General features: G+C 35.0%; 21 protein-coding genes. 1 reads left to right on the top strand and 20 read right to left on the bottom strand.

Going from position 1 to position 22,737, the window contains the following annotated elements; genetic code table 11:
- Positions 1-34: 34 nt before the first annotated feature.
- From LAB100_RS04405 to LAB100_RS04450, 10 genes are all read right to left on the bottom strand, one after another.
- Positions 35-1,009 (bottom strand): ribose-phosphate diphosphokinase, encoded by a 975-nt coding sequence (locus tag LAB100_RS04405; RefSeq protein WP_119325747.1) that lies wholly within the window; start codon positions 1,007-1,009, stop codon positions 35-37.
- Between the two features lie 14 nt (positions 1,010-1,023).
- Positions 1,024-2,412, bottom strand: a complete 1,389-nt coding sequence (glmU, locus tag LAB100_RS04410; protein WP_119325746.1) for a bifunctional UDP-N-acetylglucosamine diphosphorylase/glucosamine-1-phosphate N-acetyltransferase GlmU — start codon at positions 2,410-2,412, stop codon at positions 1,024-1,026.
- A 74-nt stretch (positions 2,413-2,486) separates the two neighbouring features.
- On the bottom strand, positions 2,487-3,329 hold the full coding sequence (gene purR, locus LAB100_RS04415) for a pur operon repressor (protein WP_119325745.1): 843 nt from the start codon (positions 3,327-3,329) through the stop codon (positions 2,487-2,489).
- Positions 3,330-3,702: 373 nt separating this feature from the next.
- On the bottom strand, positions 3,703-3,978 hold the full coding sequence (locus LAB100_RS04420; protein WP_119325744.1) for a Veg family protein: 276 nt from the start codon (positions 3,976-3,978) through the stop codon (positions 3,703-3,705).
- 75 nt (positions 3,979-4,053) lie between these two features.
- Positions 4,054-4,935, bottom strand: coding sequence for a 16S rRNA (adenine(1518)-N(6)/adenine(1519)-N(6))-dimethyltransferase RsmA (gene rsmA, locus LAB100_RS04425; RefSeq protein WP_119325743.1), 882 nt, complete (start codon positions 4,933-4,935; stop codon positions 4,054-4,056).
- The gene (gene rnmV, locus LAB100_RS04430) at positions 4,922-5,503 is read right to left on the bottom strand and encodes a ribonuclease M5 (RefSeq protein ID WP_119325742.1); all 582 of its coding nucleotides are present in this window, start codon (positions 5,501-5,503) and stop codon (positions 4,922-4,924) included. Before rnmV ends, rsmA begins: the two co-directional genes overlap by 14 nt.
- Before the next feature lie 2 nt (positions 5,504-5,505).
- Positions 5,506-6,267, bottom strand: coding sequence for a TatD family hydrolase (locus tag LAB100_RS04435; protein WP_119325741.1), 762 nt, complete (start codon positions 6,265-6,267; stop codon positions 5,506-5,508).
- Positions 6,267-8,285: a methionine--tRNA ligase gene (gene metG, locus LAB100_RS04440; protein WP_119325740.1), complete on the bottom strand. Its 2,019-nt coding sequence runs from the start codon at positions 8,283-8,285 to the stop codon at positions 6,267-6,269. The genes LAB100_RS04435 and metG overlap by 1 nt, the downstream gene beginning before the upstream one ends.
- 48 nt (positions 8,286-8,333) lie before the next feature.
- Positions 8,334-9,047: an NAD-dependent protein deacylase gene (locus LAB100_RS04445; RefSeq protein WP_119325739.1), complete on the bottom strand. Its 714-nt coding sequence runs from the start codon at positions 9,045-9,047 to the stop codon at positions 8,334-8,336.
- 10 nt (positions 9,048-9,057) lie between these two features.
- A complete protein-coding gene (locus LAB100_RS04450) occupies positions 9,058-10,014 on the bottom strand; it encodes a hypothetical protein (protein WP_119325738.1) in 957 nt (318 codons plus the stop codon).
- A gap of 31 nt (positions 10,015-10,045) precedes the next feature.
- On the opposite strand from LAB100_RS04450, the gene LAB100_RS04455 reads away from it, so the two are divergent.
- A complete protein-coding gene (locus LAB100_RS04455) occupies positions 10,046-10,552 on the top strand; it encodes a YbhB/YbcL family Raf kinase inhibitor-like protein (protein ID WP_119325737.1) in 507 nt (168 codons plus the stop codon).
- Positions 10,553-10,556: 4 nt separating this feature from the next.
- Here the strand turns inward: LAB100_RS04455 and LAB100_RS04460 are convergent, their stop codons facing one another.
- The 10 genes from LAB100_RS04460 to trpS form a co-directional block, all read right to left on the bottom strand.
- Positions 10,557-11,477 carry a Ppx/GppA phosphatase family protein gene (locus tag LAB100_RS04460; protein ID WP_119325736.1) on the bottom strand — a complete coding sequence of 307 codons (921 nt, stop codon included), beginning with the start codon at positions 11,475-11,477 and terminating at the stop codon, positions 10,557-10,559.
- Between the two features lie 72 nt (positions 11,478-11,549).
- A complete protein-coding gene (locus LAB100_RS04465) occupies positions 11,550-12,323 on the bottom strand; it encodes an ABC transporter permease (protein WP_119325735.1) in 774 nt (257 codons plus the stop codon).
- Positions 12,316-12,960, bottom strand: a complete 645-nt coding sequence (locus tag LAB100_RS04470; RefSeq protein WP_119325734.1) for an ABC transporter ATP-binding protein — start codon at positions 12,958-12,960, stop codon at positions 12,316-12,318. The genes LAB100_RS04465 and LAB100_RS04470 overlap by 8 nt, the downstream gene beginning before the upstream one ends.
- Before the next feature lie 405 nt (positions 12,961-13,365).
- Complete coding sequence (locus LAB100_RS04475) at positions 13,366-15,849, bottom strand: SLAP domain-containing protein (protein WP_119325733.1); 2,484 nt, start codon at positions 15,847-15,849, stop codon at positions 13,366-13,368.
- 169 nt (positions 15,850-16,018) lie between these two features.
- Positions 16,019-17,485, bottom strand: a complete 1,467-nt coding sequence (locus LAB100_RS04480) for a peptidoglycan-binding protein (protein ID WP_119325732.1) — start codon at positions 17,483-17,485, stop codon at positions 16,019-16,021.
- Positions 17,486-17,497: 12 nt separating this feature from the next.
- Complete coding sequence (locus LAB100_RS04485; RefSeq protein ID WP_119325731.1) at positions 17,498-18,697, bottom strand: C39 family peptidase; 1,200 nt, start codon at positions 18,695-18,697, stop codon at positions 17,498-17,500.
- Between the two features lie 151 nt (positions 18,698-18,848).
- Entirely contained in the window at positions 18,849-19,577 is a 729-nt protein-coding gene (locus tag LAB100_RS04490) for a DUF4811 domain-containing protein (protein ID WP_119325730.1), read from the bottom strand.
- Complete coding sequence (locus LAB100_RS04495; protein WP_119325729.1) at positions 19,577-21,082, bottom strand: MDR family MFS transporter; 1,506 nt, start codon at positions 21,080-21,082, stop codon at positions 19,577-19,579. The genes LAB100_RS04490 and LAB100_RS04495 overlap by 1 nt, the downstream gene beginning before the upstream one ends.
- 26 nt (positions 21,083-21,108) lie before the next feature.
- Positions 21,109-21,546, bottom strand: coding sequence for a MarR family winged helix-turn-helix transcriptional regulator (locus tag LAB100_RS04500; protein ID WP_119325728.1), 438 nt, complete (start codon positions 21,544-21,546; stop codon positions 21,109-21,111).
- 129 nt (positions 21,547-21,675) lie between these two features.
- The gene (trpS, locus tag LAB100_RS04505; RefSeq protein WP_119325727.1) at positions 21,676-22,692 is read right to left on the bottom strand and encodes a tryptophan--tRNA ligase; all 1,017 of its coding nucleotides are present in this window, start codon (positions 22,690-22,692) and stop codon (positions 21,676-21,678) included.
- Positions 22,693-22,737 lie beyond the last annotated feature (45 nt).

A 22,737-nucleotide genomic window follows, 5' to 3' on the forward strand; every position in this document is an offset into this window, starting at 1 on the left:
TCTTTTTAATGTTTAAAAATCAATATTCTTTAAACTATTTCTTTTGGAAACGTGTGTTGAACAATGGACTAACTGGGTCATTATCATGAACACGTTTGATGGCTTCACCGATAAGTGGTCCAACTGATACTTGAACCATCTTGTCGATAATTTTTTCCTTAGGAAGATTAATTGAATCTGTTACAACCAAAGTCTTGATTGGTGAAGCTTCAATTCTTTCAATAGCAGGACCTGAAAGAATTGGATGTGTACAACATGCATATACTTCAGTGGCACCAGCATCGATAAGAGCTTGTGATGCTAGAGAAATTGTACCAGCAGTATCGATCATATCATCAATAATGATGGCACGTTTGCCTTTAACATTACCAATAATATTCATAACTTCGGCAACATTAGCACGAGGTCTACGTTTATCGATGATAGCGATTGGAGTCTTCAAAAATTCAGCTAATTTTCTAGCACGTGTAACACCACCATGATCAGGTGAAACAACAACTGCATCTTCTTCAAGATGATTTGACAAGAAGTAATCAGCTAATAATGGAGCACCCATTAAGTGATCAACAGGAATATCAAAGAATCCTTGAATTTGAGCAGCATGGAGATCAAGAGCAAGAACACGATCAACACCAGCACGTTCCAACATATTAGCAACTAACTTAGCAGTAATAGGTTCACGTGAACGTGACTTACGATCTTGTCTAGCGTAACCATAATAAGGCATAACAACATTAATAACACTAGCAGATGCTCGTCTTAATGCATCAACCATGATCAATAATTCCATCAAGTTATCGTTAACTGGAGCTGAAGTTGATTGAATCAAGAACACTTCAGAACCACGGATACTTTCATCAATATTAATTTGAATTTCACCATCACTAAAACGTGTAACTGATGATTTTCCTAGTGGTACGCCAACCTCTTTAGCAATTTTTTCAGCCAAAGGTTTGTTTGAATTCAATGCAAAAATCTTCATTGGTTGTTCGTTATTTTGAAATGACATTTAATTATTCACCTTTATTTCCAATCTTCACTATTTGATAGTGGTAATCTATCCCAAAAATCTTCTTTATTTGTTTGTCTCTGACGCGCAATTGCCATTGCATGCTTAGGAATGTCGTTAGTAATAGTTGAACCAGCAGCAATAAACGAATGGTCAGACATTTCAACTGGAGCAATTATATTAGAATTGCTACCAATGAATGAATGATCTCCAATATTACTGTGCCACTTCTTTACACCATCATAATTTACAAAGACAACTCCACAGCCAACATTAATATCAGTTCCAAGAGTAGCATCACCAACATAAGTTAAATGACCTACCTTAGTTCTATCACCAATTTTAGCATTTTTGATCTCACAGAAATTTCCAATGTGAACATCGCGACCAATTTCAGCTTTTGGTCTTAGATGTGAATTAGGTCCTACGTTGCTACCTTTGTGCATAACAGCACTCTCGATAGTTGAACTAATAACCTCAACATTATCTTGAATTTCTGAATCAGAGATTCTTGAACCAGAACCAATAACACATTCTGAACCGATTGTTGTTTTACCAAAAATCTTTACGTTAGGTTCGATAACAGTATCGTTACCAATTTTAACGTCTACATCAATGTACGTATTGTCAGGATCAACAATCGTAACGCCATCACGCATATGTTTTTCGTTAATTCGACGTTGCATAATTTTTTCTGCTTGTGATAGAGCAACACGATCATTAACACCTAATGATTCACTAAGATCAGCCATTTGATAAGCTGAAACCTTCTTACCCTCTTCTTTAAGCAATGAAATTACATCTGGCAAGTAATATTCACCTTGGGCATTATCATTATTAACTTTGTGCAATTCTTCAAACAATAGTTTGTTATCAAAGCACAAAACGCCAGTATTGATTTCTTGAATTTCTTGCTCACTTCTTGAAGCATCTTTTTGTTCAACAATCTTTTCAACATTGCCGTTACTATCACGGACAATACGACCATATCCGAATGGATTATCAGCATGTGCTGTCAAAATTGTTGCAGCTGCTCCTTCTTTTTCATGAAAATCAAACAATTTCTCAAAAGTATCAGCAGTAAACAAAGGAGTATCACCAGTAGCTACTAGTGTAATACCATCCTTGTCACCTAAATCCTTCTCAGTCTGTAATACAGCATGACCTGTACCCAGTTGCTCAGATTGCAAAGCATATTTTGTTCTATCACCTAATAAAGCTTTTACTTTATCAGCACCATTACCAATAACAGTTTCAATTAGATCAGGTTGGACCTTTTCTACTTGTGTTAAGACATGGTCGACCATAGCTCTACCAGCGACAGGATGCAATACTTTGTATAATCTAGACTTCATTCTTGTACCTTTTCCAGCTGCAAGAATTATTACATAACGATTCGACATCAGAAACTCCCTTCAGTCATTCAAATATCCTTATATATAATAGCATTATTATATATAACTGCTCAATCAAGAATTTATTCAAAATAACTGAAATCGGTATTAGTTAAATAATTTCCCGGTTCCACATTTAAAATACGGTTTTGTGTATCAATTTTTGTCACTTTAAAGATCGACGTTATATCGGCGTCACCAAATTGACTGTGTAGATTGATGTTCTCAGCAAAGACCGTTGCACCAACAAAAATGGCATTAAATTCTGAGATCAAACTACGCAAGCCATTAATAGTTCCGCCACCCTTCATAAAGTCATCAACTACTAATACTCTTGAACCTTCTTCTAAACTACGTTTTGAAAGTTCCATCTTTTCTACTCGATCTGATGAACCTGAGGCATAGTTAACACTAATTGTTGATCCTTCGGTGATTTTAGAATCACGACGAACAATCACAAATGGAATGTTCAAGAAATTAGCTACGCTTTGAGCAATTGGTATACCTTTAGTGGCAACCGTCATAACGACATCAATTGAACTCTGTGAATACTGAGTTGCAATCATTCTTCCAACAGTTCTCAAAAGTTCTGGATCGGCTAATAAATCGGTTAGATACAAATAGCCCCCTGGCAAAATACGGTTGGGTTCAACCAAGCGCTTAGATGTTTCCTCAATAAATTCAGTTGCTTCTTTTTTAGAGATTCCTGGTGTAAAAATCACTCCTCCACCAGCTCCAGGTAAAGTTTCCAAAACCCCGATTCCTCTGATCATAAAAGTTCTTCGTAAAATTCCTAAATCCTCAGATATTGATGACTTAGCTGATTCGTAACGATCGGCAAAAAATGCCAAAGAAATCAATGTGTGTGGTCGTTCAAGTAAATAGCGAGTCATATCAATTAAACGTTCGCTTCTTCGTGTTTTCATCTTTTTTTCTCCTAAAACATATCTTCCTACAAGATTATAAAGCAAAACAGTGAACAATTCATGTTTTTTTGGAATGAAAACGGGTTAGTATCTTAACTTTCATAAGGATTCCGTCCTCCACTGCGCTAGAAATCAATCCCTAGTCCGGAGCAACAAAGAAAATGGTCTCAGCCGCGGAATTGTTCTTAGTGGGGAACCCACTTAGAACAAGGCCAGTATTTGAGATGATTGTGAACCTCAATTAGCTCAAATCTGTGCCCGCAGCGTTCCAGCTCAATTTTCCTTGTTGCAGAGGACGGCATCTTTCAATCATCCTCCCACAAAAAAAGAGGCTTGAACATTTCTGTTCAAACCTCCTAAATAGTGACCTTTATTACTCAGCTTCAACTTCTGGATCAGTCTCAGCAGATTCTTCGCTATCAAATTTGATATCAATTGATTTTGTTAACAAATCAGCATAACTATATGAAACTCTTTCAAATGAATTTTCATTTTGATCTAAATCAACGACAAAAACTGAATGGAATGTTTCTGATAAGGTTCCGCGACGACGGACCACCTTTTTACGACCTGCTTGTGCGACAATAGTTAAATTCTCACCTAAGTGTGAATCCAAATTACTCTTGATTGTCTTCAATGATGTTGGCATTATAATAATCACTCCTTAGGAGTGAAATTCTACCATGATTCATTGAAAATTTCAAGAAAATAATATATTTGTAATCTAATTTTTGCTGAATTCTATTGCCATTTGTTTAAATTGTGCAATGGAAACTTGCTCTCCACGGGCATTTTCCGCAATTCCACATTTTTCAAAAACATTTTTTATACTTTCACGATTTTCATCAGTTCTACCTAACCAGTTCAATAAATTATTCATTAAACTTTTACGTTTTTGCATGAAAGATGAGCGCACCAATTTATTGAAGAAAACTGGATCTTCAATATCAACTTGCTCTTTAGGCAAACGTTCTAAAACAGCTACTGCTGAATCAACTTTAGGTCTAGGAATGAATGACTTACTACCAACAATACGATCAATTCTGGCTTTCATCTGTGTCTGAACTGCAATCGTCAAAGATCCGTATTCACGGTGTCCCGGAACAGCCGTGATTCTTTCAGCAACTTCCTTTTGCATCATTAAAACTAACGATTGGAAAGGATAGTCACTTTCGATCAAATTCAACATAATTGGTGTCGTAATATAGTATGGCAAGTTCGCAACTACCTTGATAGTCTTACCTTGCAGATTATTTTCTTCAACAAATTTATCTAAATCAACTTTTAATATATCTTGATTGATGACATCGATATTATCGTAATATTGCAATGTATCAGCCAAAACTGGTATCAAATTATCATCGATTTCAAATGCATAAACGTGTTCTGATACTTGAGCTAACTTCTCAGTCAAAGCTCCAATACCAGGTCCAATTTCAATAGCTATTTCATCAGGCTTTAAACCACTTGCATCCACAATATCGTCTAAAACTTTTTCATTGGTTAAGAAATTTTGTCCTAAACTTTTTTTTGCGCGTAATTTGTACTTACGCATAATATCATTCGTACGAATAGGATCAGCAATACTTAATCTATTTTGTGTCATGTGTACTTCCTTCATCAAAATTTTTAACCGCAGCTAATAAATCATTAGGAGCTACTTGAAACATATTTAGTCGATTTAAAAATTGTTTAGCATTAGTATAGCCAATTTTTAGTTCAGAGCCTACGAACAAACGTCTTTGATGAGAATCAGGTTCTCCGATTAAGCCCAAGTTAACCATATCAGTTTGATCATAATCTTTAAAAGCTTCGTTTGTCTGTGTATAAACTGCTGCTAATGCCGCTTTTATATCAGCATCTTTGGCATGCTCAATTCCCAAACTACCATCACTATGTTTAGGAACTGCTCTATCCCTAGGCAAAAACGCTTGTTTAGCATCTGGAACTGCCTTTTGAATAATCGTTCGTAAACGATTGCCATTAAAATCAGGATCAGTGAAAATAATAACACCACGTTTGGCTTGAGCAATTTTAATTCGTTTAATTGTTTCTTCACTGAGAGCCGAACCCGTTGTTTCCAACGTATCGACACCATCGTCACCAAAACAATCTTTCAGACGATTGGTATCTGATTTACCCTCAACTACAATAATTTCTTTTATTTTTGTCATAATTATAGATTATACACTTGGTGAGCATTGTTAAAAGTATGTTCTGCCACTACATCAGGTGCAATATCCTTATATTTAGCAATCGCATCAACTACGTATCTCGTATACGCTGGTTGATTAGAATGACCACGATATGGTTCTGGAGTTAAATATGGTGCATCAGTTTCTACCAACAAACGATCCAAAGGTGTATTTTTAGCTGACTCATGAACTTCAGGGGCGTTTTTAAATGAAACTACACCACTATATGAAATCCACAATCCAAGGTCAAGAAATTTATTAAGCCAATTTATATCGCCATTGAAACTGTGCATGATAATACCCGACTTAGACATATCATGATTTTTTAAAATTTGATACATATCATCAAAAGCATCCCGACAATGAATTGAAACTGGCATATTGTATTGTTTAGCAATATCAAGTTGTTGAATCAAAACTTTCTGTTGAATCTTAGGATCTGGATCTTCTTCCCAATGATAATCCAATCCAATTTCACCAATTCCTACCACTTCAGGAAGCTTGATCTGATTGACCAATTGTTCTTCATTATATTCTTTAGCAAATTCTGGATGCCAGCCAACTACGGCATGAAGTGGTTGATAGTTTTGAGCTAAGCGAATAGCCTCAATATTAAACTCTTCATTTGATCCAATTATAGCCATCTCTACAACATCTAATTCTTTAGCATTATCAATAAACTGTTGAGTTTTACCAACAAAAGCTTCGTCATTCAAATGTGTATGAGTATCAAAGATTTTCATTAGCCTAAAATAGCTCCATTTTTATGTGAATTGTCGACAATAGCAAGTTTTACTTCATCGCCCTTTTCAGTTGAAAGTAACATTCCATTACTCCATTCGCCTACCATCTTACGTGGTTTCAAATTAACAACTGCTAGAACTTTCTTACCGATTAATTCTTTGTAATTAGGATAGAATTTATGCATTCCTGAAAGAATTTGACGATCAACACCAGAACCATCATCCAATTTGAATTGCAATAATTTACTTGAGTTTTCAACTGGTTTAACATCAAGAATCTCTGTTACAACCATTTTTACTTTAGCAAAGTCATCAAATTCAATTTCCTTAGGAAAACCATCATCAGCATCTGCTTGAGCTTTAGCCTTAGCCTGAGCTGACTTACTTAATTTACCAGCACCATGCTTAGCTTGTTCTTCAGCCATCTTACCTTTGATATAGTTAACTTCTTCTTCAGCATCCAAACGTGGGAAGATTGGTTCTGGTTTTGCTGTAACAGTTTTACCCACTACGATGTCGCCAAAATCAAGTGACTTATCGTTACTGTAATCAAGTCCCAATTGAGCAAACATTTTAACTGGTGCTTGAGTCATAACTGGACTGATCAATAGAGCAATCAAACGTAATGATTCAGCTAAGTGACCTAAGACAGCTTGTAGTTCAGCCTTCTTACTGTCATCTTTAGCAAGAACCCATGGTTGTGTCTCATCGATATACTTATTAGCACGACTAATAAATGACCATACACTAGCCAAAGCGTCAGGGAACTCAAACTTATCCATATGTTCTCTGTAGGCTGTAAGTGTATCAGCATAAGATTTTTCCAAATCCTTATCCAAATCAGTCACTGCAGCAACTGAAACCACTTTGCCATCATCATATTTATTGATCATTGAAACCGTTCTATTCAACAAGTTTCCAAGATCATTAGCCAAATCATAATTGATCTTATCAATATAATCTTCAGGAGTGAAGACACCATCGCTACCAAATGGCATAGCGCGCATTAAGTAATAACGTAATGAGTCAAGTCCATATCTAGAAACAAGCATTTCTGGATAAACAACATTACCCTTAGACTTAGACATTTTACCGTCTTTCATCAATAACCAACCATGACCGAAGACTTGCTTAGGCAATTCAACACCTAATGCCATCAAAATAATTGGCCAATAAATTGTGTGGAAACGAACAATTTCCTTACCAACAAATTGAACATTAGCGGGCCAATATCTCTTAAAGAGTGAATCATCATCACTTTCATATCCTAAAGCAGTGATATAGTTCAACAAAGCATCGATCCAAACATAAACAACATGTTCTGGATTACTTGGAACTTTAACACCCCAGTTAAAGGTTGTTCTAGAAATAGCCAAGTCTTCTAGACCGGGCTTGATGAAATTATTGATCATTTCATTCTTACGAATTTCTGGTTCGATGAAGGTAGGATTGTCCTCATAATATTTCAAAAGACGATCAGCATATTTGCTCATCTTAAAGAAGTAGCATGGTTCTTTAACGAGTTGAACTTCATGACCTGAAGGAGCTTTTCCACCAATAACTTTACCGTCTTTATCATGATAAACTTCAGCCATTTGTGATTCAGTAAAGTATTCCTCATCGTCAACTGAATACCAACCTGAATATTCACCTAAATAAATATCCCCTTGTTTAATTAGACGTTCGATAATTCTTTGAACAGCCTTAACATGGTAATCATCAGTTGTACGGATGAACTTATCGTTAGAAATGTCCAATTTTTTCCAAAGTTCTTTGATTCCTTTAGCCATCATATCAACATATTCTTGTGGTTCCATATGTTTTTCTTCGGCTTTTTGTTCAATTTTGAGACCATGTTCGTCAGTTCCTGTTAGAAAGAATACGTCATAGCCTTCATTACGCTTGTAACGTGCCAATGTATCCGCTGCAATCGTTGTATATGAGTTCCCAATTGTTAATTTTCCTGATGGATAATAAATGGGTGTTGTAATGTAAAAAGTTTTTTTCTCTTCAGTCAATATATTAACCTCCACCGCTACTAAATTGATATTAAGTATAGCATTCTTTTATATTTGTGAAAAAACGTTCGTAGCATCGTCATCAATAGCTAAGATCGATGAATCGATGTTTAAATCTTCTTTATTTATGACAACCAATTTAGCCTTAGGTGAACCGTATTCCAGTAATCCAGCAAATGGATACACTTTGAAACTAGTTCCAACTACTACTAACAAATCAGCCTTTTGAACCATCAATGCAGCATTACGAAAGTTATCCGGATTAATATTTTCGCCATACAAAACCGTCGTACCCGGACGAATGATTCCATTATCTTCGTGATGTCTAAAGTCCTTTAAATATTCTTTATAATCAAACTCTTTCCCACAGGTCAAGCAATGAATATTATCGTATAAATTTCCATGAAATTCCACGACATTTTTTGCCCCAGCTTTGGTATGCAACTTATCGACATTTTGCGTGACAATTGCTCCCTTTTGATTGCTGATCTCTGCCATCTTTTGATGAATAACATTAGGCTTAGCGTCTGGAAAATACATATTATGAACTACAAAATCATGAAAGATATCAGGGTGTTTGACTAAATTATCGTGACTGAGCATGTATTCCGGCGGGAAATCATACTTTTCTTTCTTATAAAGTCCATTCTTGGAACGATAATCAGGAATACCAGACGGTACAGACACCCCAGCACCAGTTAGAAAAGTTACAAACTTAGCTTGCGCCAATAGCTCCTTAAACTCTTCGACTTCTCTGGTCATAGACTTTCTCCTATCTGATTAGATATTTGATTCCTTGCTCGTCAAAAACTTCTTGTACCTTATATTGATAAAAAGCTTTATAAAATTCTGGTGTTACCTTTGACGGATCCAAATTCAAAGTTGCCACACTCTGACCATCATTAATAGCAATCAAAGCAAATCCATCTTTTCCAGTTGCACGATTTTTATATTCAGAATGTTTGATCTGATAAGCTTGATTTAAACTCAAACGTAACTGACGTTTTGATACTACCGGAGTTATATTCAAGAATGTATGAAAATGCAATCCTTGGTAACCATTAGAAATGATAATTTCATTATATGCATCTAGACTATTCACTAAAGCACGTCTAAATTGGAATGGAACTGACAAATCATTTTTCTCGGCAACTTCAACTAACTTATTAGCATATTTATATGACTTAGGAAACTCATTTTGCCAATCTGCATCCTTGCTATGCTCACCGAATATAATTCCATCAAACATAATTAAAGTGCGATAGAAGCGCATATTTGCCAAATCCAACTCTACTTTTGGATGTAAAGCAGCTTCTACGCCCTTCAAATATTCAGCCTTAATTTGATCGGTATATGTTCCGTCTTCTTTTTGCTTCTTTAAAACTGTTACATGTTCCAAAGTTTCAAAAACAGAGTTAGCAATTGCTAAAATACGACCGTCTAGATCTTCTTGACCTGTTGTTACTGCACAATCAATACTAGGTTCATCAGATAATTCCAATTCAATATGATGCAACTCGTGTGACAAGACAAAATCGCTGAATTTTTCATTTGTGATAACTACCTTAATGTCGTCACCTTTGATTTCATGATCGGCCTGGTCTAAGGTCAAGAAATCCTGATCAACGTAATCTGAATACAATGTTATTTTCTTATTATATTGTTGTTCAATTTTTTCAACCTGTTTTACAATATGGTCAGACAATTCATTATTATTTAATTGTTTCATTATTAATACCTCTTACAAAGGAGATTTTTGGATGGAAATAAATGTAGCTTTAACAAATAATTTATTACCAGATAAGTATGGTAAACATGCGGCTGCCAAGGATATAAAAAATGGGAAACCAATTATTAGTTTCCCAATTAAGTTATCAAATATTCCGGCAGAAGCAAAAACTATTGCTTTAACCTTTACTGATCCCGATTCAATCCCTGTTTGTGGTTTTGAATGGATTCACTGGACAGCTGCTAATATTCCTAGCTCTCAAGTCGAAATTCCTGAAAACTTCAGTCAAAAAGCAACTGGACCAGTTGTTCAAGGAAAAAATAGTGCTGCCAGTCCATTACTGAATGGCTCAACGGAATTTTCCGTTGGCTATAATGGACCTAATCCACCAGACCAAACCCATGACTACGTTCTCAAGGTATTTGCTCTGGATGACAATCTTGATTTGGAAAATGGTTTTTGGATGAACGAACTATTGCACAAGATGGACGGTCACATTGTGGCTAGTGCACAAAAGACTTTACCAAGTCGAGCTTAATTCATTATTTATCTTGAAGATTCATTTTATGGAAATAGTTAAAAACATAACCTTCTCTAACTCCGAAATTCGAAAAACGAATTTCTTTAGAGGGGGTTTTTTTGATGATCTCTGAAATTATCAAAATTCCACCTAAAATGACTTCATATCTACCATCGCTTAGCTCTTTAATCTGACTGCGTTCCTCTAATGATGCGTGAATCAATTGATTAAATAACTCGTCAATTTGATCACACGAAATCACAGAATTATGCAAAGTCTTTTTATTCTTGCCTTCACGATTCAAGATACTAGTAACTGCCCTCAAAGTTCCACCTAGACCAACAAAATTAGCTGGCGTATTCATCCAATGAAGATCTTCTAGACGGCGACTAATATCTTTTCTTGCTGCTTGTAATTGATTCTCTTTTATTGGATCACTCGCTAAATATAAATCAGAAATTGAAATGGCACCAATTGGAATACTAAGACCGTGTTTAAGACGACCCTTTTTAGCCAAACTGATTTCACTACTACCGCCGCCAACATCAACGATTAAAGCATCTTTGATCCGCATCGTACTTCTGACCGCAACATAATCATAATATGCTTCTTCTTTTTCGTTAATGATCTCTAGTTGCAAGCCAGTCTCTTTCAAAACAGCAAAAATCAATTGTTCTTGATTCTTAGCCATTCTTACTGCAGCAGTAGCGATTAAGCTAATCTGATCAACTTGATACCTTTCAATTCTAGTTTGAAATTTCTTTAGAACATCAATTGTTTCTTCAATCTGATCATTGGTCAATAGTCGACTCTGAGTGATTGATTTTCCTAGTCTAACAGGCTCTCGCCAACGATCCAAAGTTTTAAAACGATTCTTCTTTGAAGATTTATAAACTGATGTTCTAATGGAGTTAGATCCAATTTCAATAACTGCTAACTTCAAATTTACATCACATCCCATTGTACCAATTATATAAAAAAATAGACCTACATAGTAGGTCTATTTGAGATAAAGCTAAGAAATTAAATCATTTTTTAATTGTTTACGGTCATTAAAGAACTGTTTATAGCCTAAATAACAAGAAATAATTGAACCAATACTCGTTGAAGCCAATAACATAAAAGTAACCATAATCTGATATTTGATAGCCTTAACTGGATCAACACCCGCAAAAATCAAGCCTGACATCATTCCTGGCAAACTGACTAGCCCCAATGTTTTAATTGAATCAATCGTTGGTTGCATGCCACTTTTAATACTGTCACGCAATATATCTAAAGAAGCCAATTTGATATCTGCACCCAAAGCCAATTTTTCCAGAACTTGTTGATGACGATCGGTAAAAGTTTGCTTCATATTGCGATAACAAAGTCCAATTGCCACCATAATGTTACTAGCAATCATTCCTGTCACCGGTACAATCTGCTCGGGAACAAATTTAATCGAACCAGTTAAAACTAAAGTCGTCAAAGTAATCGTCGTACCAACAAATATGGCTAACAGCGACGATTGAAAAGCCTTGGGAATACCATTACCACGTTTTCCTGCATTCCAGGAAGCATTAATTACAATGATGATAAAACAAGCCAAAGTTAACCAATTGTCATTAGCTTTAATAACAAACTTTAAAATGTATCCAACAATCGACAACTGAATGATTGCTCGGATAACGCCAATAATAATATCTTTATCAATATGTAATTTCTCAATATAGCCAATAACTAAAGCTACCAACACCAACACAAATCCTAAAGCCAAAGTAGAATTAGAAACCGTTAAATTAGTCATTTTCAATTTCTCCATTTCCGATTCTGATTTTAGCACGAGAATCTTCGATTTCTGTTTCATCATGTGTTACTCGTAAAATCGTTAAGCCACGATCGTTGAACTCGTTCAACATACGATGAACAATAGCTTTATTTTCAGCATCAAGACCAGCGGTAACTTCATCAGTTATCAATACTTCCGGTGGAAAAATCAAATTTCTCAGTAAAGCAATTCTCTGTTTTTCACCACCAGAAACATCATTGACACTCTTATCAATATAAGTTTCGTTAAGATTAACCATTTCCAAATAGTTAATAACTTTCATCTCGTCAAAATCTTTTTTACGAACTTCAAAAGGAAAAGATAAGTTGTCTCTAACAGTTTTTCCAAATAAAGTTGGTTGCTGAAAAGCATAAGAAACTCTCTGACGATATTCAATTGGTTCATAGGAATCAATTGATTTACCATCAAACAAAACTTTTCCACCAGTAGCACTAATCATCGAAGCCAAAATACGCATCAAGGTACTTTTCCCACTACCAGAAGGACCGACAACAGTTAAATAATTGCCCTTTTCAACTTCCAAATTGATATGTTTTAAAATTTTCGTTTCACCGACTTGGTAAGATAGATCTTGAACTTCAAATATATTTTCCATAGTCCTACCCCTTCTTTAACCAATTATTATCGCCAACTATACAGTTAAATTCTACCAATAAGCTTGTGAAAAAATAGTCCTTTTTACATAAATAATTATATTGAATTATCAATGGTATTTAAGGATGCCGTCCTCCGCGACAAAGAAAATTGGGCTGGAACGTAGCGGGCACGGCTTGGAGCCTCTTGGCTTCACCAACAGTCTTCAAGTTCGGCCTTCTACTAAATCTGCAAGGCTCGCGAATTTAGTAGAATTTCACTACTGAGCCCATTTTCCTTTCGTTCATAAAACAAAAAAAACATTGAATACTAATCTTCTTAGTATTCAATGCCATTAATAACTCTCTTGATAGTTAAATTTTTACATTGCTAAAAAATGGTCTTCAACCGCATTATTTGTTTTATATTATCTAACATTATTAACAGGTAACCACTCATTAGTAGCAACACGATACATCTTTATTCCATTAATTGTTGCAACCTTGTCTGTTTTTAGTGTTAGTGAGGAAATTGTTCTAACAAAGTTTCCTCGATCATCAAACAATTGGGAATTAGGCGTAGTTTGTATTATTTGATCGATTGGTTGATATTTGAACGAATCGTTAGCACTGATCCATTCATTAGTAGCAACACGATAATATTTTTGATTATCAAAATAAGTATATCTATCAGAAGCCCAGTCACTTCCAGAAGCTAAAGCTCTATTAGTAATGGTGTTTTCCCTTGAGGTTATGATTTTTTTGTAAGAATCAGAATAAGTTCTGACATATTCAGGATCTTCGGAGTAGGTATATATATCCTCTGCATTGATCCATTGATTTGTAGCAATGCGATAGTATGTTTTGCCAGCCAAAGTCATTTTTTTATCCGTTACCCAGTCAGTACTTGCAGGAATTGTTAAATCGGTTTTGTCTCCATTGTCATCATAAATAATAACCGGAGATTGTGAAGGATGGATACTGATTGTAGAATCAATTGATTCTGTACTACCAGTGTTCTCATCGTCATCATTTGAGCTACTTGAACCGCCACCTGTGCTAGAACCATTATTTGAATTCCCGTTATTATTGTTATCACCGGATGAGGTCATCGTAGCAATAACTGAAATAGTACCATCAGAATTTTTAACTATGCTAAACGGATTATCAGTATTGACGAAGTCAGCTCCACTTGGTTTATTATCAGTAACGAGTGAACTGAGATCTATTGTATCGCCAGTTTTATCTATTGAAATTGGCTTGCCAATTGTTTTTCCATTGGGGTCTTTATAGATAATATTTGATGGCACAGAAAGATCTTTATCTTTATAGATTATCGTGAATGTGGGATCATCAAGCTGAAATATATTTGGAAGTAGCTCAGCAACGTTTTGTTCAAGTGTTTTACTTTTATCAAAATTACCATTCCACTGTTCGTTTACCATACTTCCATCACTAATACCTGACACATACACATCAAGATTGAATTCGCCATTTGGGTCTACTGACATGTCTCCTAAAAATATATCTTTCACATCATAATTATTGCTTGCTTTGGCAGCATCATACGTTTGAGTAGACTCAAAAGTTTTGCCATCGGATACTTGTTTAAGAGTATATTTTGATTTTGACGTTACTGGAATATAAACTTCCGAATCGTCACCTATATTATAGGATGAATCAAGCGATACGGTGTTTGACGAATCAATTCGATAAGCTAAATTTATATTATTTATGTTTTTAATCGTAACTTCACCATTTTCTGGTCTTAAATAATCAGTATAGATAACATCGTTTTTTCCAACAGTTGCTTCATAATAATTAACTTTAAAATAATCAACATCTTTATGTGTGTAATAGACATTAATTACATTATTTACAAAAGGATCAGTATTTTGTCCAATAATTTCAGATGAAGTTGGTCCTGAAATAGTGCATGGCAAATCAGATTTCCAATAAGCATATGTATTGCTATCTATATCCGAATCAGACACAACCGACGATACGTTAGAAATGATATCCCCTGTTTTAATGTTTGAATCATTCTCAAAGTACTTAGTATTAATTGACTTTCCTTCATCATCTATTAAGTTTACAATTAAAGGCTGTGTTAGAGGTGTACTATACTTAGCTTCTATAAGGTATCCAGTCGCACTTGTTCCTAGATTAGGTAACATATCAAATGTCAGTGTAACTTTTACACTTCCATTGTCCGAAATTTGTTTTCCTTTGTTATCAGTTAAACACGAAAATCCAAAACCTTTTTTTTCATATTTTGTAAGATCATTATTATCTGGAATTATTGTGGGTTGCCCCACTTTACTTTTAACAGATTTATTGGATGTATAACCAATGTCTGCAATATGTGCTGTAAGATTAAACGATTTGGCTGTAACCTTAAGATTATAATTAGATTGATCCTTTATAATTTTACTATTCTCATCAGAGTCTATTGTATAAGCACTTAAGAATCCATCAGCTAAATTTGAATCATTTTGAATATCATCGACAGTATTACTGCCAACCTCATATGAACTATTAAAAGTATATTCATTACCAGTACTATCTTTTACGGGATTACCACTATCATCAGTAAAAGAAATATTTACAGCCTGACTGTCAGTATCACTTTGCGGAGCAGCTTCTGTTGAATAGGTACTTGGTTGAGCTTGCACTTGGGAAATTTCTGAGGCTGAAGTCTCATTACCGTCGGAAATACCAGAACCAGCCTGAACCATTGAAGAATTTTCAGAAGGTTCCTTGTTAGTAGTTGGATTTTGTGAGTTATCAACAGTAGGACTTGATTGTTGTGCAACATCATCAGCTTTTACTTGTTGAGTAGATAATCCACCTAAAACCATTGTAGAAAAAAGGGAAACACCTAAAGAAAGTAACATTTTATTTAATTTCATATTATTGTCCCTCACAATATACTTAATAATTTTATTATATGCCAATATTCAACAAATACAGTATTTTATAATCAAAAGATTAGTTAAAGAAAATCCGATAACTCATTTTTAAAGTTATCGGATTTTCTTATTTAATAGTCTTTTTGAAATGAGCTACTTAAAAACTTCTTTAAGCAAAGACACGTTTTACACCGGCAATGTTTCCACGACCTGAGTAAATTGAGTGTACTTGAACGGCATATGGCCATGATTCAATCATCGTTGATGGGTCCAAAAGGATACCAACGTGCCATAACATACCTGATGATGGATCTGTAAAGAAGATCAAATCTCCTCTTTGACGTTCATTGAAATTGATGTGTGGAATTCTGTTATCATTCCAGTACATTTGACAATTCCATTCGTTACCTACTTGAGCATGTTGAATTGCTGAAATTGGTGCAGAATCAATACCTGATGCATATAATGCTTGAGTTACTAATCCTGAACAATCAACACCATAATCAGGTGAACTAGAAGCACCAGAGATCCATGGTTGACCAAGATATCTATATGCTTCATTGATCATTGCTTCGATATGGTCTGATCTTGAACTTGAGATACTTGTTCTCAAAGGTGCAACGTATGAATCAATTCCATACCAGCTGTCTTCAGAGAAACCAATAGCTTTCCAAGTTGCCAAATCAACAATACCTGTTACAGGAAGTCCATGACTAGATTGAACACCTCTAACACTGTTAGCAACAGCTCCGTCATAGATTGTATGAGCATTGGAATAACCGAAATATCTTCTTACTAACCATGTCTTGATACCTTCAACACCGTTATACAAAGGATATCCAGGTTCACCAACTGGTTGAATTTGAGTATTTTGAATTTGTAACCAACCTGCTGGATTTTGATAAACAGGATCTGTTGTTGCATCGTAACTATTTACCCAAACGTTATTGGCGATTTGATAATAAGTATACTTGTCATCATAATCTGTACGGTTATATTGCCATGTAGAATTACCGGCAAAACCTTGTTGACCATTACTATAAAATCCTTGTTCATTACGTGAGTAGTTGGCTGCACCGTTAGGTTTAACTCGGATAACACCATTAGCATCTGAACCAAAACTTAACACAACATTCTTACCATCAGCAAATTCATCTGTAGCTACTCGATAGTAAACTGAACCATTATTAGTTAATCTTTGATCAGTAGCCCAAGGTGTATTAGGACCTAAAGCACGATTAGTAAGCTGTGTACCATCTTGTTTGTAAAGATAAGTAATATCATTACCAGTTGTTACTACCCCTTTTACAGGTGTGATTTTGGCATCATTTGTATCAGCATCTGCTTGTGTATTTGCTTGTGTATTTGCTTGTGTATTATCTGTAGTTGCCTGTGTGGCATCTGAAGTTGTTTGAGTTGTAGATGCTTGAACATCAGTTGCTTGTGAAGTTTGTTCAGTCACAGCTTGAGTAGTCGATTGTTGAGTTGCTTTTGAAACTTCTGGAGTTTGTTCAGCTACAGCTGTCTCAACTGGAGTATCAGTTGTAGTATCAGCCTTGACATTTTGTTGTGTTGTCACTGCCATAATAGCTAAAGCAAAACCACAAACAAAAACCATTTTTGACTTTTTATTCATTATTATTTTCCCCTAATAACTTATTGCACGTCTATTTTGTGTATTCCAATTGCCGATAAATTGATCTATTCCCATTCTTAGAGATTGATCAGTCCAACAATCGTTATAGTAAACATAACCTTGATCATAACCTGTAACTACCAAGGCGTGATATGGAAATCCATAAAGCGTATTCCAAGTCACGACTGGATGTCCGATATTGATTTGATACTTAATAGCATCAAACCCTTGACCAGTAAGATTCTTCGCTGAACCAGCATATTTCTCTACCAAGCTCATCAAAGCTGGTGGAAAAATAGTAATACCAGTTCCATCCCAAGGTTGACCAATATATCCATAATTTGGATCACTGCTACGTGGCATTTCTCTAGCCATTTGCATCTTATCAACATTGGCACCAGCATATTGAAGCATCATTGTTACGGCTGTTATTTCACAACCATTAGGCAATTCGGGTCTTTGTGCGATCAAAGGCACACCTGAGACCCAATCTGCGTCTTTATACTGTCCATTGTTAACAACTACTTCATCTTGTGGTATCCAAGTATCAGCACCGATTTGATACCAATCTTTTCCTCCAACATTTGCATAGTTATTAATCTTCCAACTAGTTCCAGTAGCTAAATCGTTACCTTCATAAATAGCACGACTTCCATATCCCTTAAATGAATGAATGCTTGAACCAGTTCGATAGACGACGGTTGCATCCCCCTGATATGGTTGAACATATGATTTAAATGTTCCATCATTTGCATTTGCATACTCATTTGTTGCAACGCGATAATAATTTGTTCCACTGGCCATCTGATGATAAGTATCAGCGTACCAATCACTATTGGCTGCTAAGGCTCTATTAGTTTCAACTGAACCATCAGCGTAATATAGTGGAATATAATTATTGGCTGTCGTTGTGAAAACTCCATCAATCGGTTGATCACTCACAACATGATCTGCTTGTGGTGCTTGAACCTGTTGATTTTCTTGAGCATTCGAACTCTGTTGCGCATCTTGAGTCTGTGAATTAGACTCAACAGCGTTTTGAGAATCCTGTTCTTGAGTTGTAGCTGTCACTGTATCAGCTTTATCTGTTGCACTTTGAGTAACATTTGGCTCTGCATTGACATCTACTTGATCAGCCTTAACGACATTGGTCGATAAAAGACAGCTAGAAGCAAAAACCGCTGCGAAGAGCACTTTCCTCTTTAATCCCATAACATTCCCCTTTCAAGGAATAATTATGGAATAGTTACATTTAAATATCAATAAGTAAATTTATAAAAAAATTATGAAAATAATTACATATATACTAAAAATGCACAAATCCCTATTTGAGGATTTGTGCATTTTCACTATATAAGTTGTATTACTTGTTCTTTATTTCTTGAATCAATTTAGCCTGAGATTCAGCTTTAAAGGCTTTCTCAGCTTGTTGTGTAACTTGTTGTTGTTCCGCAGTAGACATTGAAGGATTTGCTTGCATTGCTTTAGTTACAGCATCTTTTACATATGTTGCTCCTTCTTGTTTCATCTGAGCTTGGAACGACTTACTTTTCATTTTCTTTTGCAATTGACTAGCTTGTGACGTTGTAAGCACTAGCCAATCTTGACCAACTTTGAAAGTGTTAGTTTGTTTAACAAATTCTTTATTGTTGTCAGAAATTCCAAATAGAAATGCATAGAAATCATTCTTATATTCCCAACGAGTTGTTTTCTTCGTTAAAGTTGCGGCTGAATAATTACCAGTCTTAACAACATTTCTTACATGTGAATCAACCTTAGTCGTAGTGGGTTTCTTCTTATTAGCAGTTTCAGGTGTGCGATAAATATAAACGCTCTCTTTACCACTTGTTCCTAATTCCTTCTTCAATAGAAGATTTGAACCCTTTTGAACTGATTGAATCTGATAAGTCTTTTCATCAGTTATTTTTTGCATTCCCAAATGTCCATATTCATTTGAAATCAATAAAACTAAGCTCAAGATAAACAGAGCGATAAATGTAAATGAAAGTCCATAACCAACTTTTTTATTCTGTAAAAAGACTGCAAAGTAATAAGCTAATCCTGCACAGATCAAAATTGAAACTAAAATCATTATTTATCACCTGCCAATCTTGTTTTCTTTAATGAATCAACATCTATTGATTTTGATTTAGAACTGTTATTAACTCTCAAACTAATTAAATAACCTACAACACAGAACAAGATAGCTACAGCAAAAGCTGCGTGATAACCGCTTAAAGTAGCATCAAAAAACTTATCTTTGTATTTAAGTGGTGCTGAAGCTAATAGTGATTTGCCAGGTTTCAAATTGTTTGTCACATTAGTCAAGACACTGACCAAAATAGCAGTACCCATTGAACTGAAAACTTGACGAACAGTGTTATTAACGGCAGTACCATGACTCATCAAATTAAATGGCAAAGCATTCATACCATCTGTTGTAACAGGCATCAAGACCATGGAAATACCAAACATACGAATCATATAAAGTACAACGATATCTAATACTGGTGTTGATTTTGTTAAGAATAAGAATGGAATTGTACCGGCAGTTAACAAGAACATACCCATACGAGCTAAATCTTTAGGTCCATATTTATCAAAAGCATTACCAGTAATTGGACTCATAATACCAATCATCAAAGCACCTGGTAATAAAGTTAGTCCAGAGTGGAAAGCTGACATGCCTTTAACAATTTGCAAATATAATGGAAGAACCATTTCCACACCGATCATTGCCATATTAGTAACAGATGACAAAGCTGCGGCGATAGCAAATTTCTTTTCAGTGAAAACACGTAATTCCAAGAATGGTTTATCCATATGTAATTGACGGAAACCAAACAAAAGAATAAAAATAACACCGGCTACAATTGAACCAATAACTGTCATTGAACCCCAACCGTCATTACCAACAGATGAGAAGCCATATAAGATAGCACCAAATCCAACTGTAGATTCGATCAATGATAAAATATCTAGTTTCGTACGGTGTGTTTGAATAACTGGTCTCATAAAAATAAAGGCCAAAATCAAAACTAAAATAACAATAGGAATGATCATTCCGAAAAGATCTCTCCATGACCAGTTATCGATGATGAATCCTGAAAGTGTGGGTCCAATAGCAGGAGCAAGTCCAATAACCAGACCACCAAGACCCATGGCAGCACCACGTTGATTAGCTGGGAAAATCGATAGCATAACAACTTGCATCAATGGCATTGTAATACCAACACCAACAGCTTGAATCAAACGTCCAGCTAAAATAACACCGAAAGTTGGAGCCGTAAAACACATAATTGTACCGACTAAGAAAGTCGACATTGCAATAATATATAAAATCTTTGTACTAAAGTTGTTACTTAACCAAGCAGTAACAGGAATCATAATACCGTTAACCATCAAGAAACCAGTTGTTAACCACTGAACATCAGAAGTTGTAACGCTGAATTCCTTCATTAAGGTTGGAAAAGCGGTAGTTAAAATTGTACCGTTCAATACAGTACAGAATGTACCAACAAGAAGGACCAGAACCAAAAGATTACGGTTAAATGGCTTCCCATGTGCATCCACAATTGCTTTATTATTATTTCCCATAATAACAAATTCCTCTTCTCTTTTTTCTATTTAGAAGGTATCTCGATGCTGTCTAAATTCTTATAAACCTTTTCTAATATACTCTCTAGTTGCGATTGTTCCTCAGAAGTAATGCCCTTAAAAACTACTTCATTACTAGCCTGAAATTCTTTACGAATTTTATCGTAAAGTTCTTTTCCCTTACCAGTAATATTGACGATTTTTCTTCGACCATTTTTAGGATCCGGTTCTCGAATCACATATCCATGACCTTCAAGTTTTTTCAAAGAACGGGCTATCAATGCACCATCAGACATAGTGATCTCACCAATCTTGTCTTGAGTACATCCTTCATGCTTATAAATGATCGACAAAATAATACTTTCGATTGAATTGAGTCCTTTATCTTTTAAATAACTGGCCGCAATTCTTCTTTTGATCGAAGTAAATTTCATTACAAAACCAATCAAATTATAATCATCCATAAATTCACCTCATTTTTTTAAAAAAAACTTTCTTTTTTTAGAACAAAAAATATGCTACACCCCACTCTTGATAAAATCAAGAGTTAAGTGCAGCATTTTTTCAGAAAATTTATTTTTTGTTTTCAGAAATTAATCAAAATAGTTAACGCCAATAGCTTCTCTAACCTCTGATAATGTTTGATTAGCAACGATATTAGCATTGTCACTACCCTTTTTCAAAATATCATAAACTCCAGGGATATCTTTTTCATATTCAGCACGTCGGTTACGAATTGGTTCAAGAATTTCTTGCAAAACATCATTTAAATAACGTTTTACTTTAACATCACCCAATCCACCGGCTTGATATTGTTCTTTTAATTCAGCAATCTTTTCTTTATCAGTTCCAAAAGCATCTAAGTATGTGAATACAGTGTTACCTTCAATTTTACCTGGATCTTCAACGTGGATATGATCTGGATCAGTATACATTGACATAACTTTTTTAGTAACTTCATCTGCTGAATCTGATAAATAGATACAATTACCTAATGATTTACTCATCTTAGCATTGCCATCAATACCAGGTAATCTACCTTGACCTTTAGGTGGAAAATATCCTTCTGGTTCAACTAAAGTATCAACATTATATGTATTATTAAAAGTACGAACAATTTCACGAGCTTGTTCCATCATTGGCTCTTGGTCATCACCGACAGGTACTGTATCAGCCTTAAATGCTGTAATATCAGCAGTTTGACTAACTGGGTATGTTAAAAATCCAGCAGGAATACTTTGTCCAAAACTCTTTTGTTTAATTTCTGACTTAACTGTTGGGTTTCTTTCCAAACGGGAAACAGAAACAAGATCAAGATAATACATTGTCAATTCGTTCAAAGCTGGAATTTGTGATTGAACTAAAATATTAGTCTTAGCTGGATCAATCCCAACAGACAAATAATCTAGAGCCACTTGAATCAAACTATTACGAACTTTTTCAGGATTTCTTGCATTATCAGTAAAAGCTTGCATATCAGCAATCATGATAAACATCTTATATTTGCCTTCATTTTGAAGTTTTACACGGTTCTTTAACGACCCTAGATAATGACCAATATGTAGTTTTCCTGTGGGACGATCCCCAGTTAAAATTGTATTTGTTTTCATGTTTTTCCTCCTGGATTCATTAATGCAAAGATATTTTGATGGTGG

Origin of the sequence: Companilactobacillus musae (assembly GCF_003967595.1) — a bacterium.
In the GTDB taxonomy this organism is placed as follows: Bacteria; Bacillota; Bacilli; order Lactobacillales; family Lactobacillaceae; genus Companilactobacillus; species Companilactobacillus musae.